The sequence below is a fragment of the Crossiella sp. SN42 genome (assembly GCF_023897065.1).
Lineage (GTDB): Bacteria > Actinomycetota > Actinomycetes > Mycobacteriales > Pseudonocardiaceae > Crossiella.
The window spans coordinates 46,410-61,335 of the sequence record NZ_JAMHIV010000006.1; the positions used below are offsets into that span (position 1 = coordinate 46,410).

Consider the following 14,926-nt stretch of genomic DNA (forward strand, 5'->3'; position numbering starts at 1 on the left):
AGCAAGCGCAGCAGGCCGGGTGGTCCCTCGTGCCACAGGCTGGAGTCGGGGCCGCCGAGAACGCGCTCATCCGGTGCAGTGACGAGACAACCGACGTCGTTACCCTCCCCGAGCTTGGAGACGCCCAGGTCGTTCGGCTCAGGGGCGGCCCCACCACGAACCACCCCCGCGATCCAGGCGCCACCCTGGCCCGCTTCGCCTTGCCCCTGGAGGACGCACTCAGGTGGGCACTTGAATCCGGGCACGAGCTGCCGCCGCACGGCGACGAAAAGGCAAGCGCATGACGACGCCCGGGTTCCCAGCTGGCTCTCTCCCGGCTGAGGATGAGGGCCGCGACATCCGCCTGATGTCGGAGCGGTTGCGGCGCAAGGGTTTTCGACAGGACCAGATCACCGACCCCAGCACCGAGCGCCCAGCAATGCGGTGGGCGTGCTGGTGGGCCGGACACTGTGATGTCGTCATCGCCTCCGCTGACGGCGCGCTGGCCTACCGCGTCGTCGCAGCACCGCCGTACGACGACAACGAGCCGTTCACCGTGCCCCGCGAGGTCACGAAGTGGCGGGCGATCGGCAGATTCATCATCGTCGCGGAACAGCTCCTCGGTCTGCCGCCCTTGCGCCCCGGGCACTTTCCGCCGGCGAGCAGTACGACATAGCCCCCCAGCGGGTGCGGTCGCTGGCCGGACAGACCGGAACCACCACCGGCCAGCGCCCCCGACGCGGCCCGGCTCCGACGTCCCTCGGAGCCGGGCCGTGGTACCGGCCGCACCTCACGTCGGCAACGCCATCGAACCCACGCAAGGACCGACCATGAGCTGCCACATCTTCAACGAGGACAGGCCCGGGAGCACAGGGGACCCCGCAGTCGCCGCCCCGCCACCGGAGCCAGCGCCCACCCCAGCTGGCTCGCCGGCCCGACCCACGCGGACACCGGGAGCCGACATCGCGGCAACCCGCAACCAACCCGCAAGGCGAACCACCACACCGCAGCCGGCGTGGGCTCGCCGCCAGGCACAGCACCGGATCGCCGCCACGGCGCGCTTCGGTCCGACCGTCATCGCTGCCACGGCCCTCGCCTCCTTCATAACCGACATGCCGTGTCCTGGATGGATCGTCCCGGCCGCCGTGCTGGTCGCCGTGGCTGGTTACGAACTGCTGCGCCTCATCGTCACCGCCACACCGGTGAAGCCGTGCACGCGAGTGACCACCGTGGTCCTCGACGGCACGCGCTGGATCGAGGTGCAGGCCAGATCGGAAGCGGTTCTTCTGCATGGCACGCGCCGTGTCCTGGCCTGGTTGGTGAGCGTGACCGTCTGGACAGCCCTGGCCACCGCGGCGATGCTGGACGTCCTCGGCGACCCATTCTTCACCTCACGCTGGTATCTCGCCGCGCTGGCCGTGGCTGGGCTGGCCGTGCCGTGGCTGCTGCTTGTCGCGTGCGCGTGGCGCAGCATGCGGCACCTGCGCCAGGTTGGCGCCCGCTACGTCACGCTGCGCATGAGCCCCGAGCGCATTGCCTTCTCTCGCAACAACACTGAGTGGTCGGCGCGCTGGGAAGACGTCGAGGGGGCCCGGCCGCTGTGGCGGGGAGTCCTGCCAAGGCGGCCGGTGCTGAGGGTCTATGCCCGCGGCCTGACGCGGTGCCACCGCATGCTCGACGGCTCCCCGCTCTACCGGCACATCGATTACCAGCTGTCGATGGACATCGACCTGACCACGCTCGCCGTGGACACCCTGGATCTGCAACTCGCGCTGTGCGACTACCTGTCCAATCCCCAAGTCCGCAGAGAGCTGGCCGATGAACGCGCCCTGGCCCGACTCGCACCCGAGCAACCGTGAACGCAGAAACATGTGGCCGCAAAGACAAGCAGCGGCAACAAATGCAGCCCGCAGAGACAGCTGACACCCCTAGAAAGGGTTACGGGAAAGGACATTCGATGACAAGTAGACGCTGCAGGCGCGGGTCGCCACGCTGTGGCAAAGCCCTGGCCGTGACGGCGCTCGTCAGCACCATCATGAGCCTCAGCGCGTGCGGAGACCCCGCCGCCGTGCCAGATCAGTACGCGGCGGCGCCGTACTCCATCGGCGAGCCGGACTACCAGGCGTGCGTCCACCCGCGTTCAAGCCAGCCGTGCCGACCCTGGGCCCGGCCGCAACAGCGCCCGCTGATCACCGCCGAGCCGTACTTCGCCCAGCTTTCCGAGCACCGCGCGCCCTGGGGCGCCGTCTACGCCTGCGACGCGCTGGGCGGGGCCAATCTCGCGCCGCTGATGACCGACGGCAAGCTCGACTTGTCGGCATTCCACAAGGCGACCCGAGGCAGCGAGTGCCGAGTCTTCGGCACCGATCACCCGGCAAGGCCAGTCCTGTACGCCAGATTCGGGGCCGGTCCATGGGACATCAGCCCACAGGAACGAGCGGCGGGCGGTTCCTGCTGGAGCTGTCCCACCGCCGGGATCCCCGGAGCCACAGTGGAAGTAGTCGAGATCGCGGGCCGCAAGGTCGCCTTCAAACACCACCCCCTCAACGACTCGGTTGCCGTGGTGGACATGGTCATCCAGATCCCGCACATGGGTGATGCGGTGTGGATGGTGGAGTACACGATCAACGACTACCTGGAACCCCAGTCACGCAAGAACTTCGACATCCGCCCCGTGCTGCCCGACCTGGCCCGCGCCCGACAAGTGACCGAAGCACTGGCCCCGGCGCTGATCGCCTACGACCACAAGACCGCAACCTGAGCTACCTCGTCCCACCTGATCCATCCAAATTCGTTCTGGAGCAAGGGGTAATGGGCATGGAATCGGAAGCGAACTCCAGGATGGAGACGAAAGAATACGAGCTGGAGTTGGCCGCCTGGTTCACAATGCCGGAGGCAGTCGCGGTCTCCAGCGGAACCGCGGCGATCCACCTGGCGCTGACCGTGCTGGGCATCGGACCCGGTGCCGAGGTGCTGGTGCCAGCGCTCGCCCCGGCAAGCTCGGTCGCGCCGGTGCTCTACGTCGGAGCACGGCCGGTCTTCGTCGACTGCGGCCCCAGCGGCGTCGGACTGGACCTGGCGGACCTCGAAGCAAAGATCACCGTGCAGTCCGCGGCGGTGCTGCTGGTGCACCAGTGGGGTCGCACCGGAGACGCCGGCCGGGCGGTCGAGTTCGCCGGCGCCCGCGGTCTTCGAGTGATCGAGGATGCCACGCAGGCCATCGGCACCACCATCGACGACACACCAGCGGGAACCCTCGGCGACATCGGCTGCTTCTCCACTCGGGAAGGCAACCTGCTCGATTCCGGAGAAGGTGGGTTCCTGCTCACCCACGAAGCCGAGATCGCGCACACCTGCCGGGTGCTCCGCCAGCACGGCCAAGAACCGGCCACGGCCACCACCGCGCCCGCTGCGGTGGGTTTCAGCTACCGGCTCGCAGATCCACTCGTTGCCGCCGCTCGCCTGCAGCTGGCTCGGCTGAAGGACAGGCTTCGCGCCCGAGCCCGCCAGACCGCCTTGCTGTCCGAGACGCTCCGGGACGTTGCCGATCTGGTCATCCCGCACGACCAAGGGCCGGAGACGTGGAACGGGCACAGCATGCTGGCGCACGTCGGCTTGCCGAACCCACGGGAGTTCAGCGCCTGCCTGGCCGCACGGGGCGTGCCCAACAGCATCGGCACCCACGGTTTGATCTCCGCAGACCAAGTTCCCGCTTTCGCCGACTATGTCCAGCAGCCCTGCCTTCGCGCGCGGACGGTGGTGAACACCATGCTCGCGATCAGCCTGCCCGCGGATGCAACCGAGGAGCAGGTGCGCGAGCTCGCCGCGACCGTCGCTGGTGAGGCACGCCAATGGAGACCGGCGTGAAACCCCGGAACCGGGTGCGGAGCCAAGGCAGCGCTGCACTCTGCCCCGTGACGTAGAGCGGCAGCCTGACCCATTTTGCATGCTCGTGCACCGATTCCGTGCTTTGTGAAAAAGGAGCCGATATGGAACATGTGCCAGGAGCGCCCAGCGAGACGATCGTGTTGTCGCTCGGCGATCTGATTGACGTCGAATTCGAGGACCGTCCTCACCACGTACCCCAGCTGACGGTGCTGGCTGCGAGGCGTCGATTGGTTATCGCCGCAGCCGACCCGACGCGCTTCACTCGCGCGGACCTAGAGGCAACGGAAAGGCTTCGCCGGGCGTTGCAGTTCCTATATGACCAGGGGTTCCGATACCTGTCCGCGCGGGGAGAACTCCCACGCGCCGGTGCGATGCCGCCGTTCGAGTGAGACTGAACCCTCATTCCTGGCCGAACGGGAACCAGTCGGTCACGCTAGGCCGTCTGCGCTATCGTGGCCCGCGGGGATGGCGCGAGTAGGGGGTTGGGATGAGCGAGCTGGCTGGCTATTACGGCCGGTGGGAGGACGCAGTGCCACCGTCGGGTGGCGGCGAGCTGAAGATCAAAGTGAGTCGTGAGCAGGTCCTTCAGGCACATGCGATCTTCCGGCGTGAAGGTGAGCAACTGCGGCGCGAGCTCGGCGCGCTTCAGGACAAGCTCCGGGTGCCACCGTGTGGTGGCGATCCTGTCAGCGAGGATACGGCGGTGGCCATGAGCTGGCGGTTCGTTGACGCCCCAGACTCCTATCACAGGCGCTATTTGGCGTTGGCAGAAAGCTTTCTGGCGACAGCGGAACAACTCAGCGTCACTGCCAAAGAATACGGGTTCACGGATGACGACATCGCTGGCGCGTTGAAGGGATACAAGCGCGTTGACTAGTCTGCTCCGCTGGTCTTCTGTTCTCCTGCTGGCGGCAGTTGTCACCGGCTGCACGGTGGCGCCGGGCACACCGACCACACCTGACACGCCTGCCAGCGCAACGGCAACATCCGCTGGACTTCCGGCCAGACCCAAGGAAATCAAGCTAGACGGGCTGACCCCGCAACAGGTGTGCGCCTTGGTGTCAGAGCAGCAGGCCAAACAGCTTGGCATCGACACCGTCCGCGAGACGAACGATATCGGGCAGTTCAAGAACAAGGGCTGCTGGCTGGCCAAGGCCACGGCGCGAGATGGCTACGCGTACTACATCACCCCGACGACCCAGCAGGGCGCTGAGGTGTGGCTGAAGCCGGGCAACACGGTCAAGGCGCGGGTGGTCAGCGCTGCTGGATATCCCGCGGTGGAGAACCGGCGGCCGACTGACGATCGGGGTTGCTTCGTGGATGTCAGCGTTGCCGACGGCCAGCGGCTTGGGATCCAGTACTCCTACGACAGCCAGCCAGTGCCGTACACGCCGGAGCAGTTGTGTGCCAAGGCGTTGGAGATGGCCGAGTTGGCCACGCAGGGCTTGATCAAGCTACGCGGATAGCTGCGGGTAGAAGGGAAACAGGGGGCTGGCATGGGTGAGGGGCCGCAGGTCCGGCGGAACCGGTTCGAGGGTGTTCCGCTGGAACAGAAGCATTCCTGGATGCAGCAAGGCCAGGGCACCAGCGCGGTAAATGATGCTGTCGATGCGATGCGGGGGATGCAGCGCATCGCCGCCGACGCCGAGCACGCCGTCCGAAAAGGCTTGGAGGCCATCAGAATCGGCTGGTCCGGGCAAGCGGCCGAGGCCATGACCGCGGCCGCGCGACCAGCAGCCGCCTGGGCACAGGGCGCGCAGGATGTCGCGGCCACCGGCGGGGGCTCGGCGTCCTCGCACGGGATGACCTTCGCCGAGACCAAGCCGAAGGTCGAGGCGCACAAGCCGGTTTCCGAACCCGGGGTCGGGTCGCTGGTGCTGGGGGTGTTCAGCCCGGCGGCGGTGGTGGCCATGCAGCACGACGTTCAGCAGCAGCTGATGGCCAACCGCGCCCGAGACGATGCGGCCAACCGCGCGCTCTACAGCTACGAGTCCACCGCGCGGGACCGCGTCGTCGCCTTGCCGGTACTGCCCGAGCCACCGAAGATCGCCCTGGACACCGGCACCGCACCTCCGCCTCCACAGCCACCGCCGGTGCCGCCGGGTGGGCGCAACCCGAGTGATCCACGGCAGCCTGGTCGCCCACGCCCCGGGGGAACCGGCCCTGGGGGGACCGGTCCCGGGCAACCGGGACACGATCCTGGCCAACCCAGTCTGCCCGGTGGGAGCGAGGATCCGTCTCGCCCGGTGGAGGACAGCCCGGATCCGACGCTGCAGGGTGTGACCCCCAGCGCGGTCGGCAACGGTGGCAACCCCGTGCTGCCTCGACTAGACCCCGCTCCCGCCCCTGTTGCCGGTCAGCCCGGTGGCACCGGCGGCGTGCCAGGTGGCGGGTTCTACGCCGGCTACACCGGCGGCGGTGCCAGTGGCGGCTCGGGCAGTGGCGGGCCTGGCGCGGGCGCGCGCATGCCAGGAGGCGGCGCGGGCGTGGCGCCCGGCCAGCCGGGCGGCCGGACCGGACCGGCGATGCCGGGCGCCGGGCGACCTGGCGCGGGCGGTCAGTCGCTCTTGCAGCCGCCAGTCGGTGCGGCGGGACAGCCGGAAGAGGACGCCGAGCACGAGAACAAGTTCAAGACCCTCTCCGATGATCTGTACGGGTTGGATGATCTGCCGCGGATCCCGCCGCCGGTGATCGGAGAACCACCACAGCGATGACCACGCATCCCACATCGGTGACCGCGTTGACGGTCGCCGAGTTCGACCTGGTCTGGGAGCTGGCCGAGCTGGGGGAGACCCCGGTGAATCTGGAGATCGCCAGCGGCGGCGTCAGCTGGGAGGAACGCCTCCAGCGCCGCCACGAGGTCCTTGCGGCCCTGACCGAGCGCGGCCTGGCCGTCCGTGGAGGCCTTCGCCCGGACCTGCGCGACGCGGTGACGGTGCTGGCGCGTTTCCAGTGGGCTGTCGACCTCCGGTTGTGGGGTGGCGAGCTGGTGCGGGCCGTGGGGGCGGTGGACGGACCATGGGCCGCTGTGGCAGTGCGATACGGCGACGAGGTCCAGCTGGGCGTGATGCCGGACTACGCGGTGCTGGGCACGATGGTCGACCTCGTCGGGGCGATGCCTGCGGGGCCCGGCGAGTCGGTCAGCGTTCGTGCCGACGCCTTGGACGCCAGCCGTGATGCCGCCTCCGCGCCGGAGTTCGCCGACGCCCTGACCGAGCGCGGCGAACCGGCGCCGACCGCGCGGAAGCTGGCGCACATGCTCGGCGCGGTGCTGGGCGGCGGGCAGTTCGGGGCCACCGTCCGGGACGGCCGCCTCGGCCTGCGGCGAGCGGCCCGGGTGGTCTCCTTCCACGACACGCCGCAGGGGCGCTACCTGCACGTGCGGCGGAACGGGTGGGCCACGATCACCCCAGGCGGACAAGAACAGCTGCTGGCGCAGGTACGGGCGCTGGTGGAGGAGCAACGCGGCTGAGCCCTCGCCCTCGCCCTCGTCGGCCGAGCTTCTCGGCGGCGATGGGGGGGACGGCGCGGTAGGGCGGGAACGGCCGGGCGGGACGGTTCGGCCGTGACAGGGAGGGAGATGAGTCGGGATGACCAGCACGAAGAAGTTCGGGGTGACCTCAGCCGAGGTCGCGCAGGTAGGGGCGGCGTATGCCGCTCAGGTGCAGGAAATCGCCAAGCAGGGATTGCTGGTCTCCAGCAGCCAGGTGAACCGGGAATCAGCCAGTGAGCAGTTCGCCGCCCAAGGCTCACGGTACGAAGAGCTGGTGGCTGTCCTGGTTCGGTCGGTTGAGGGATTCGCCGAGCATGCGCAAGCGATCGGGACGGCCATGCAGCAGACCGCTCGCCAGTACTCCGGCACAGATTCAGGCGCCGCCCACACCTTCAGGGAGCGCTGACGTGGACGACACGCTCTACAAGATCCTCCACAGTGTGGCGCAGGCGTTCGGCACACCGATGGCAGCCGATTCGATGAGCATCGCGCAGGCCACGGTGAAGAACGCCGCCAGCTACGAAGCGCAAGTTCAACAGGATGAACGCGCGGTCAACGAGGGCAAGGCGTTCCTCCAGCACAACATCAGCGGTGCGCAAACCTCGGACGAGTTGCTGGCAGCAGGCGAGCCGGGATTGCGATTCTTCGAGCTGTTCATCCCCGTCTACAACGACTGGACCTTCTCCCAGTTGGACTTCCAGACCAACATTCTCAAGCCGTATCGCAAGCTCCGCCGCATGAGCTTCTCCGCTTTCCGGGAAGACGGCCGAAACCTCCAGACAGCTGCCGACCGGCTCTCCGGGGTCCACGGGGACCTGCACAGACAGTTCCGAGGCTTGATCGAGCATTGGCATGGCGACGCCGCCAAGGCAGCAGGCGCGCACGTGGAAAAGTTCTTGCAGAAGGCCAAAAGCGTGCCGCAGGCGATCGCACGTGTGGGCGAATGGTCGGCAGGCAACGCTGGAGTGATGGAGGGCATCATCCGGTCCGCCGCGTCCATGGCGGCCGGGTTGTACAGCCCGGTCTGCGGCGGGCACGCCCCGTTTGCCGTTAACGACATGATCAAGACCTTGCGTGGCAAATCCGACTCCCCCATGCTCAACGTAATCAGCATGGCCATGGACGTCGGTGGGGGTGCGGCCAAGAGTGCCAGCGGCATGGGCGGACCGGCTGGACAGGCTGCGGGAGTCGGGATCGACCTGAGCTTGGGCTTGTTGACCTACTTGAAAAAGTGCTTGAACGAGGAGTTCAAGCCCGCGTTCGAGGGCAAGTACAAGAAGTTCCAGGACGAGATCATCGCCGGTACCACCAAGAACCTGGAGACGGTCTGGAGCGAATTCGACGCGTTGGCCGGCAAGGTCTCGACAGATCCATTCGGTGACCTGACCTTGATCGTGCCACGGCCCTGAACAGGCTGACAGCAAAGGAGAAACGTCACAATGATTGATGATCTTGAGGCGTCCCTTGCGCGATCGCGAGCGGTGCTGGCCGAAGCCGAAGCGCGGGCGGAACGGGTGATCGCCGAGTCTCAGGCCGAAGACGCCCGTTACCGGGACAAGGCACGAGCCAGCGCGACTGAGATGCTGGCCCAGGTGGAGGCCGCCCAGCGGAAGCCGGCCCCAACTCCCACCTCCCCCGAGCCGGAGGAGATGCGGCTGTATGACACCTCTGACGACACGCTCGCTCCGGTGCGGCCCACGGTACCTCTTGAGCCCAGACCACGCTCCGTCCCGCCGCGCCGAGGCCGCGCCGATGAGGACGAGGACTTCTCCGAGATCGACTGGATGAACGGCTGAGCGATGCCTTGGCGGAATGGGGAAACCGTTGACCAGTAAGGGAAACGGATCAGTCAGTGCCCGGCAGAAGACCGAAGTGTGGTGTTGGGCGCGGGTCGCGGCGCTGCTGGGCGGTGTCGTTTTGTTGAGCGGGTGCAGCTTCCGGGTGGAGTACACGGTTCCGACCGAGGCATCGTCGACAAGTTCGACGCGCTCAGCTGTCCCTTCGAGTGCGCCGAAGGTGACCACGCCGAAGCAACTGAAAGCGTTGCTGGACAAGCCCTGCGAGTTGTTGACCAGTACACAGCGCACGGAACTGGGCATCGGCAAGCAGGGCGGTCCGATCACCAACGACGCGGCCGCGACGGCCGCTTGCACGTGGGTTGGGCTGGATCCTCGGCCGGAGATGGCGGTGAGCATGACTGCCGGGCTGGAGACCAGGCAGGCCGGGCTGGACGGGATCTACCGGCGGAGCAAGGAATTCACGACCTTCGAGCCGATCGACATAGGGGGCCATCCAGCGGTGCGGGTGCAGAACGACGCCAAGCGTTGCCTCCTGCGCGTCGGTGTCGCCGACGACCAGAACCTTGAGCTCTCCTTCAGCGTCATCACAGGAACGGATCCGAAGTACGACCCGCCGTGCAAGCACGCGGAGAAGATCGCCATCGCGATGCTGGTCAACATCCCCACCATCGGGTGAGGACCAGACCGCGGCAGTGACGTCGCCCGGTTGAGAGACGCTTCGGCTATTCCGGCCGCTGTGGGGCCATGCTCTCTACGCTGTGATGACGTGGGTTCGCCTTGCCCCCTTGGCGGATCCACGTGCGGCCGAGGACGATAGGGATTTCTCCGACATCGATTGGATGCTGGATGAACGGCCTCGTTGCCGGGATGCCCCCTGGCCGTGCCCAGCGTGGCCACCACCGGCGCGGCCTTGGCCGGGCGTTGCTGCGCGCAGGTGTTGCGGCCGGGATGGCCGCCGTCCTGTCCGGTTGTGGCATGACGGTGTGGTATTCGGTTCCGACAACCACCTCGGGAACCAGCGCCAGCTCCACACCGCCGACGGTGCCCGCCGCACCACCGCGGGTGGATCAACCCAAGCAGCTGCGGGGCCTGTCGCCGTGCGGGTTGCTGACCGAGGCCCAGCGAGGGGAGTTCGGCATCTCCGTGCCCGGCACAGGGTCGCGCGTCCCGGCGAACGACACCAGCTGGTGCCACTGGTCCAACTTCGCCAAAGATCAAGAAGTAATGGCTAACCTGGAGGTGAAGACGTGGGAGCGGGGCGGCGGCCTGCCGGAGCTCTACCGGCGAAAGTCGGAGTTCACCTCCTTCGTTCCGGCCACTGTGGATTCCTACCCTGCGGTGCGCACCGAGGACGACAAGACCACGTGCCGACTCCATGTCGGCGTCGGTGACGACCAGGGCTTCGAGGTCAAGCTGCTGGGATTCAAGGACCTCAAGCCGTTGTATCCCCAGGTGTGTGATCAGGCAGAGAAGATCGCGGCGGCCATGCTGCGTAACATCCCGACCATCCGGTGAGATCTGCACACGGTGGCCTCGCCGAGACCACCGACCTCTCGCAGACCGAACCTAACGATGACGAGAAAACTCTTGGTAGGTAAGGAAAGCCGGTCTGCTCGTGGTCGCAGGCAGGCCCGAGCGCGGTGGAGGGACCGGGAGAACGGAGTGCGCCGTGCTGCTTGCCGAGCACGACGCACCTCGTGACCCCGCAGTCGACACGGAGAAGTTCGCCACCACAATGCTGGGCAACATCCTCACCATCGGGTGGGTCCAGATCGCGGCAGTGACGTCGCCCGGTTGGGCGATGCGCCAGCCATTCCGCCCGCTGCGGGGCCATGCTCTCTACGCTGTGATGACGTGGGTTCGCCGTCTCCCCCCTGGCGGATCCACGCTAGGGCGCTGGTCCACCCCTCCCCCCTGGCGGGCCAGCGCCCGCCCGGGGTGTGCGTTGACGTTCGTGTCAGGCGCGGATGAAGGGGTGGGCGTAGAGCGTGGCGTTCGCGGCCGTGGCGTCGTTGAACCATCGTTCGTTCGACGCGGTCATCGAGGTGATCACCTCGGGGGAGTCGGCGAAGGCGTGGCGGAGTGCGGCGGCAAGGTAGATCAGTTCCCCAGCGGGCAGCGCCATCTGCGGCGTGGTGAGCTTGGAGGTCAGCAGCGGGTAGGCCAGCAGGAGCCCGAACTCCCCATACAGCTCCTGGTGAAGGTCGGCGGTGGCGGAGGCGAGGAAGGACTTCGCGGCGCCATCGGGCAGGAGCACGTTGCACCAGGGGTGGGTGGACTGGCCGATTCCCATCTCGCCGATGATCAGGTCGCCCTCCGCCAGGCGGTTGACGAAGTCCCGGTATGGCAGCTGGACCGCCTCGCCGCGGTCGATGCCCTCCAGCGCGGTGGCGGCGTCGGCGGCGTCGGTGAACGCGGCCGTTTCGACTTCGAAGCTCGGCTGCCCGTTCTCCCTGAGCTTGATGTGGCCTTCGATGTGGTCGACATGGCCGCCACGGACCAGTTGCCGCTGGACGCGGAGGAAGTCGTTGAGGGACGGGCACTTCAGCTTGCGGTAGCGCACGATGTCGGGTGCCGGCACGAGGCGCAGGGTCGCGCAGGTGATGATGCCGCCGCGACCGTAGTTCGCTCGGACGGAGTCGAACAGCTCCCGACGCTCCTCGGCCGTGCAGTTCAGCACCGAGCCGTCAGCGACCACGACCTGCAGCGCCAGGACGTTGTCGGTCTGGGCGCCGTACCTGTGGCTGGTGCCGCCGAGGCCGCCGACTGACAGCGTGCCGCCCACCGAGAGCCCGATGAAGTCGGTGAGCACCGGCGGCGTGAGGCCGAGTGGCAGGGTGGCCTGCAGCACCTGGCTCCACCGCGCCCCCGCCCCGACCACGACGTGATCGGCGGTGACCTCGTGAACGTGGTCGATCCCGCTCATGTCCACGACGATGCCGCCCGGCGCCTGCGCCTGCCCGGCCAGGGAGTGCCCCTGCCCGCGGGGAACGACCGGGAGGGAGAAGTCCGCGGCGAAGCGCAAGATCGCGCTGATGTCGCCGACGTCCCCGGGACGCAGAACGGCGAGCGGCTGATGGTGCACCAGCTCGCCGTAGTCGCGCGCGGCCCAGCTGAGGCTGGCCTCGTCGATGTCGAGCCGTCCGACGAGCTCTGGCACCGCAACAGCGCCGGGCGTCGATGTGCCGGTCCAAACGCGGCAGGACGGATCGAATGCGAGGGCGGTGGGCGGGGCCGGATCGGGTCGCTGCGTCACGTGGCCTCTCTCGGCGTCGGCTGAAGTGGGACGGCTTGGGTCTCGCGCAAGGTGTCCAACAGCCGGTGGCGGAGCTGGGCCGCGCTGGGTTCGGTCACGTCGCTCAGCAGCTCCGCCGCGGCGCTCAAGCACTCGTGGGCCTTCTCCGGGTCGCCTAGGTCGAGGTGTAGCTGGCCGAGTCGGCGCAGGGTGTCGGCTTGGCCCCAGAGATCGCCGGAATCGGTGAACGCGGCGTGAGCACGGGACAGGGCGTCGATTGCTTGACCGGTGTTCGCGCGGTCGCGCTCAAGCTCGATGGCGGCCATCTTGGTGAGGGCGCATCCCGCAGACTGGCGTTCGCCGATCAGCTCGAAGGCCTCCAGCGCCTTCTTCACGTGGCCCAGCGCCTCCTCCACCTGACCGCGGTCCCGGCAGGCGTCGGCGCGGTAGGAGGTCGTGATCGCATAACCCCACTGATCGTCAACGCTGGCGAACATCCGCCGGGCATCCGCGAGGCACCTGCTGGCCTCTCCGTGGTCCCCGAGCACGTCGTAGGTCCGGCCGACCCCGAGCAGGCTCCACGCCTGCCCGCCCAGGTCACCGAGAGACCGCCGAATCTGCAGTGCTTGCTGGTAGCTGGCCAACGCCTCCTGCGGCTGCTGCAGATCGAGGCACGCGTTGCCGAGGGCGTTAACCAGGGCGGCGTGGGCGTGGTCGTGCCGTGCCGACTCCGCCAGGTGTGCCGCTTCCTGCACTGCGGGCTTCCACAGCTGCCAGGCGTGTCGGTGGAACAGGAAGTCGTTGAGGACCACGGGCAGGAAGACCGCCTCGTCGAGCGCTCGTCTTGTGCCCGCGACGGTGACCGCGGCGAGGGTGCGCAGCTCGGCCTCGCACCATTGCATGGCCTCGTGCTTGGTGGTGAAGGTCAGTGGATGGCTGGCAGGAGCTGGGTCGGGCAGTGGCGGCAACGTGCGGTGCGGCCACAGCAGTTGGGCGGCGGCGTGCGCGCTGTGCAGGTAAAAGGCGACGATGCGCCGCATGGCCGCATGGCGTTCGGCTTCCGGTTCGTGCGCGCTTGCGCGGTCACTGGCGTAGGCACGGACAAGATCGTGGATCCCGTACCGATCCGCCGCGGTCGGCTCAAGGAGATGGATCGCGGCCAGCGCCTCCAGTTGCCGCCGTGCCGCGTTCTGGCTGATGCCCACCAGCGCGGCGGCGGCCGGGACGGTGATGTCGTCGCCGGGGTGCACGCCGATCAGGCGGAACGCCCGCGCGGTGTCGGTCGGCAGGGCCTTGTAGGACCAGGACAGCACGACCCGGGCGGCCGAGGAGTCATCGTCGGTGGCCAGCAGGTCGAGTCGGCTCTGCGCTGAGGAAAGCTGCTCGGCCAGGTCAGCCAGCGTCGTGCTCGACTGGAGGGCAGCGCGCTCGGCGGCGATGCGCAGCGTGAGCGGCAGCAGCCCGCATCGGTGTGCCAGCATGCTCGCGGCGTCGGGCTCCTCGTCGACGCGGGCGCCGATCATGCGCCGAAGCAGGACCAAGGCATCGCTCAAGGACATCGGCGTCAGAGTCACGCGGACGGCACCATCGCGCACCGTGAGCCCGGACAGGCGGCTGCGGCTGGTGACCACCACCAGACAAGTCGGCGCGCCGGGAAGCAGCGGCCGGACCTGTTCAGCAGCAGCGGCATTGTCCAGAACGATCAGCGTGCGCGTGCCCTCCAGCTGGGTCCGGAACAGTGCGGTCCGCTCGTCCAGGTTGGCGGGTAGGTGCGCGGGGCCGATGCCGATGGAGTTGAGCATCCGGCCCAGTACCACCACCGGCTCCGCGGGCTGGTCGACGGCGTAGCCGCGCAGGTCGGCGTACAGGGTCCCGTCGGGGAAGTCCCTCGCGATGTCGTGGGCCCACCGGACGGCGAGCGCGGTCTTGCCAGCACCGGCCGGACCGTCGATGGTGATCAGGGTGGTGCCATCAGCTCGGGCCTGGTGCAGCAGACCGAGCTGGTGGGTTCGTCCGACGAAGTGGTGGACCGCAGGCAGCTGCGCAGGCCGCGCGCGGTGCTGGCCTCGCACGCGGCGAGGTGCCTGAGATGCCAGCTCCACTAGTTCGCCGTTGGCGCCCAACGCCTTGTCGATGGGAACCGCGATCTCCTTGCTGGGATGGCGGCTTCCGCTTTCGAGGTTGCCCAGATGACTCTTGCTGACATGGGTCAGCTCGTGCAGTTGGGCCAGCGTCAATCCTTGCTCGACACGCAGCTCGCGCATCCGTCCCCCGAAGCGCGCCGGCTGTGCAGCCTGCGATGCCTCCGTCTTCTGTCTTCCGTGCATCTGAAGACCGTCCTCCCCTGGCCATCCCTCCCCCAACCTGCCGACACTGGTGGTGACTAGGCAACTACCAGCGGCAAGAATTTTGGTGCTAGGAGTCGAGGATATGTCCGCCACCACCCGATCTGTCCCGATTTCGGGCGCGCAGGTCGCGCAATCTCACCCAGTCGACGGACGCGACGAGCGGGCGCTTCACATGTCGTCCCCT

16 protein-coding genes are annotated in these 14,926 nt (G+C 68.0%); 14 read left to right on the forward strand and 2 right to left on the reverse strand.

Annotation, left to right across the window (positions count from 1 at the left end; all coding sequences use genetic code 11):
- Positions 1 to 346: 346 nt before the first annotated feature.
- The 14 genes from M8C13_RS08795 to M8C13_RS08860 all read left to right on the forward strand — a co-directional run bounded on the left by M8C13_RS08795 (position 347) and on the right by M8C13_RS08860 (position 10,674).
- The gene (locus M8C13_RS08795; RefSeq protein ID WP_252480002.1) at positions 347 to 655 is read left to right on the forward strand and encodes a hypothetical protein; all 309 of its coding nucleotides are present in this window, start codon (positions 347 to 349) and stop codon (positions 653 to 655) included.
- A 469-nt stretch (positions 656 to 1,124) separates the two neighbouring features.
- Complete coding sequence (locus M8C13_RS08800; protein WP_252480003.1) at positions 1,125 to 1,838, forward strand: hypothetical protein; 714 nt, start codon at positions 1,125 to 1,127, stop codon at positions 1,836 to 1,838.
- A gap of 152 nt (positions 1,839 to 1,990) precedes the next feature.
- Positions 1,991 to 2,740, forward strand: a complete 750-nt coding sequence (locus M8C13_RS08805) for a hypothetical protein (RefSeq protein WP_252480004.1) — start codon at positions 1,991 to 1,993, stop codon at positions 2,738 to 2,740.
- 80 nt (positions 2,741 to 2,820) lie between these two features.
- Complete coding sequence (locus M8C13_RS08810; RefSeq protein WP_256508788.1) at positions 2,821 to 3,846, forward strand: DegT/DnrJ/EryC1/StrS aminotransferase family protein; 1,026 nt, start codon at positions 2,821 to 2,823, stop codon at positions 3,844 to 3,846.
- Positions 3,847 to 3,968: 122 nt separating this feature from the next.
- Positions 3,969 to 4,256, forward strand: a complete 288-nt coding sequence (locus M8C13_RS08815; protein WP_252480005.1) for a hypothetical protein — start codon at positions 3,969 to 3,971, stop codon at positions 4,254 to 4,256.
- A 98-nt stretch (positions 4,257 to 4,354) separates the two neighbouring features.
- Entirely contained in the window at positions 4,355 to 4,744 is a 390-nt protein-coding gene (locus M8C13_RS08820; protein ID WP_252480006.1) for a hypothetical protein, read from the forward strand.
- Positions 4,737 to 5,333: a DUF3558 domain-containing protein gene (locus M8C13_RS08825; protein ID WP_252480007.1), complete on the forward strand. Its 597-nt coding sequence runs from the start codon at positions 4,737 to 4,739 to the stop codon at positions 5,331 to 5,333. Before M8C13_RS08820 ends, M8C13_RS08825 begins: the two co-directional genes overlap by 8 nt.
- 156 nt (positions 5,334 to 5,489) lie before the next feature.
- Positions 5,490 to 6,581, forward strand: a complete 1,092-nt coding sequence (locus tag M8C13_RS08830) for a hypothetical protein (protein ID WP_252480008.1) — start codon at positions 5,490 to 5,492, stop codon at positions 6,579 to 6,581.
- Positions 6,578 to 7,339 carry an ESX secretion-associated protein EspG gene (locus tag M8C13_RS08835; protein ID WP_252480009.1) on the forward strand — a complete coding sequence of 254 codons (762 nt, stop codon included), beginning with the start codon at positions 6,578 to 6,580 and terminating at the stop codon, positions 7,337 to 7,339. The genes M8C13_RS08830 and M8C13_RS08835 overlap by 4 nt, the downstream gene beginning before the upstream one ends.
- Before the next feature lie 118 nt (positions 7,340 to 7,457).
- Positions 7,458 to 7,766, forward strand: a complete 309-nt coding sequence (locus M8C13_RS08840; RefSeq protein WP_252480010.1) for a hypothetical protein — start codon at positions 7,458 to 7,460, stop codon at positions 7,764 to 7,766.
- 1 nt (position 7,767) lies between these two features.
- Positions 7,768 to 8,769: a WXG100 family type VII secretion target gene (locus M8C13_RS08845; RefSeq protein ID WP_252480011.1), complete on the forward strand. Its 1,002-nt coding sequence runs from the start codon at positions 7,768 to 7,770 to the stop codon at positions 8,767 to 8,769.
- 30 nt (positions 8,770 to 8,799) lie between these two features.
- The gene (locus M8C13_RS08850) at positions 8,800 to 9,156 is read left to right on the forward strand and encodes a hypothetical protein (protein WP_252480012.1); all 357 of its coding nucleotides are present in this window, start codon (positions 8,800 to 8,802) and stop codon (positions 9,154 to 9,156) included.
- 16 nt (positions 9,157 to 9,172) lie between these two features.
- Positions 9,173 to 9,835, forward strand: a complete 663-nt coding sequence (locus M8C13_RS08855; protein ID WP_252480013.1) for a DUF3558 domain-containing protein — start codon at positions 9,173 to 9,175, stop codon at positions 9,833 to 9,835.
- Between the two features lie 170 nt (positions 9,836 to 10,005).
- Positions 10,006 to 10,674 (forward strand): DUF3558 domain-containing protein, encoded by a 669-nt coding sequence (locus M8C13_RS08860; protein WP_252480014.1) that lies wholly within the window; start codon positions 10,006 to 10,008, stop codon positions 10,672 to 10,674.
- A 442-nt stretch (positions 10,675 to 11,116) separates the two neighbouring features.
- On the opposite strand, the gene M8C13_RS08865 is transcribed toward M8C13_RS08860, so the two are convergent.
- Both M8C13_RS08865 and M8C13_RS08870 read right to left on the reverse strand, forming a co-directional pair.
- Positions 11,117 to 12,415: an FAD-binding protein gene (locus tag M8C13_RS08865; RefSeq protein WP_252480015.1), complete on the reverse strand. Its 1,299-nt coding sequence runs from the start codon at positions 12,413 to 12,415 to the stop codon at positions 11,117 to 11,119.
- Complete coding sequence (locus M8C13_RS08870) at positions 12,412 to 14,721, reverse strand: tetratricopeptide repeat protein (protein ID WP_256508789.1); 2,310 nt, start codon at positions 14,719 to 14,721, stop codon at positions 12,412 to 12,414. Before M8C13_RS08870 ends, M8C13_RS08865 begins: the two co-directional genes overlap by 4 nt.
- Between the last annotated feature and the right edge of the window lie 205 nt (positions 14,722 to 14,926).

What these genes read in the sequence shown, in the direction of transcription:
- M8C13_RS08795 (WP_252480002.1), top strand. Translation starts at nt 347, where the DNA reads ATGTCGGAGCGGTTGCGGCGCAAGGGTTTTCGACAGGACCAGATCACC.
- M8C13_RS08810 (WP_256508788.1), top strand. Translation starts at nt 2,821, where the DNA reads ATGGAGACGAAAGAATACGAGCTGGAGTTGGCCGCCTGGTTCACAATG.
- M8C13_RS08815 (WP_252480005.1), top strand. Translation starts at nt 3,969, where the DNA reads ATGGAACATGTGCCAGGAGCGCCCAGCGAGACGATCGTGTTGTCGCTC.
- M8C13_RS08820 (WP_252480006.1), top strand. Translation starts at nt 4,355, where the DNA reads ATGAGCGAGCTGGCTGGCTATTACGGCCGGTGGGAGGACGCAGTGCCA.
- M8C13_RS08830 (WP_252480008.1), top strand. Translation starts at nt 5,490, where the DNA reads ATGCAGCGCATCGCCGCCGACGCCGAGCACGCCGTCCGAAAAGGCTTG.
- M8C13_RS08835 (WP_252480009.1), top strand. Translation starts at nt 6,578, where the DNA reads ATGACCACGCATCCCACATCGGTGACCGCGTTGACGGTCGCCGAGTTC.
- M8C13_RS08840 (WP_252480010.1), top strand. Translation starts at nt 7,458, where the DNA reads ATGACCAGCACGAAGAAGTTCGGGGTGACCTCAGCCGAGGTCGCGCAG.
- M8C13_RS08850 (WP_252480012.1), top strand. Translation starts at nt 8,800, where the DNA reads ATGATTGATGATCTTGAGGCGTCCCTTGCGCGATCGCGAGCGGTGCTG.
- M8C13_RS08855 (WP_252480013.1), top strand. Translation starts at nt 9,173, where the DNA reads ATGGGGAAACCGTTGACCAGTAAGGGAAACGGATCAGTCAGTGCCCGG.
- M8C13_RS08860 (WP_252480014.1), top strand. Translation starts at nt 10,006, where the DNA reads ATGAACGGCCTCGTTGCCGGGATGCCCCCTGGCCGTGCCCAGCGTGGC.
- M8C13_RS08870 (WP_256508789.1), bottom strand. Translation starts at nt 14,721, where the DNA reads ATGCACGGAAGACAGAAGACGGAGGCATCGCAGGCTGCACAGCCGGCG.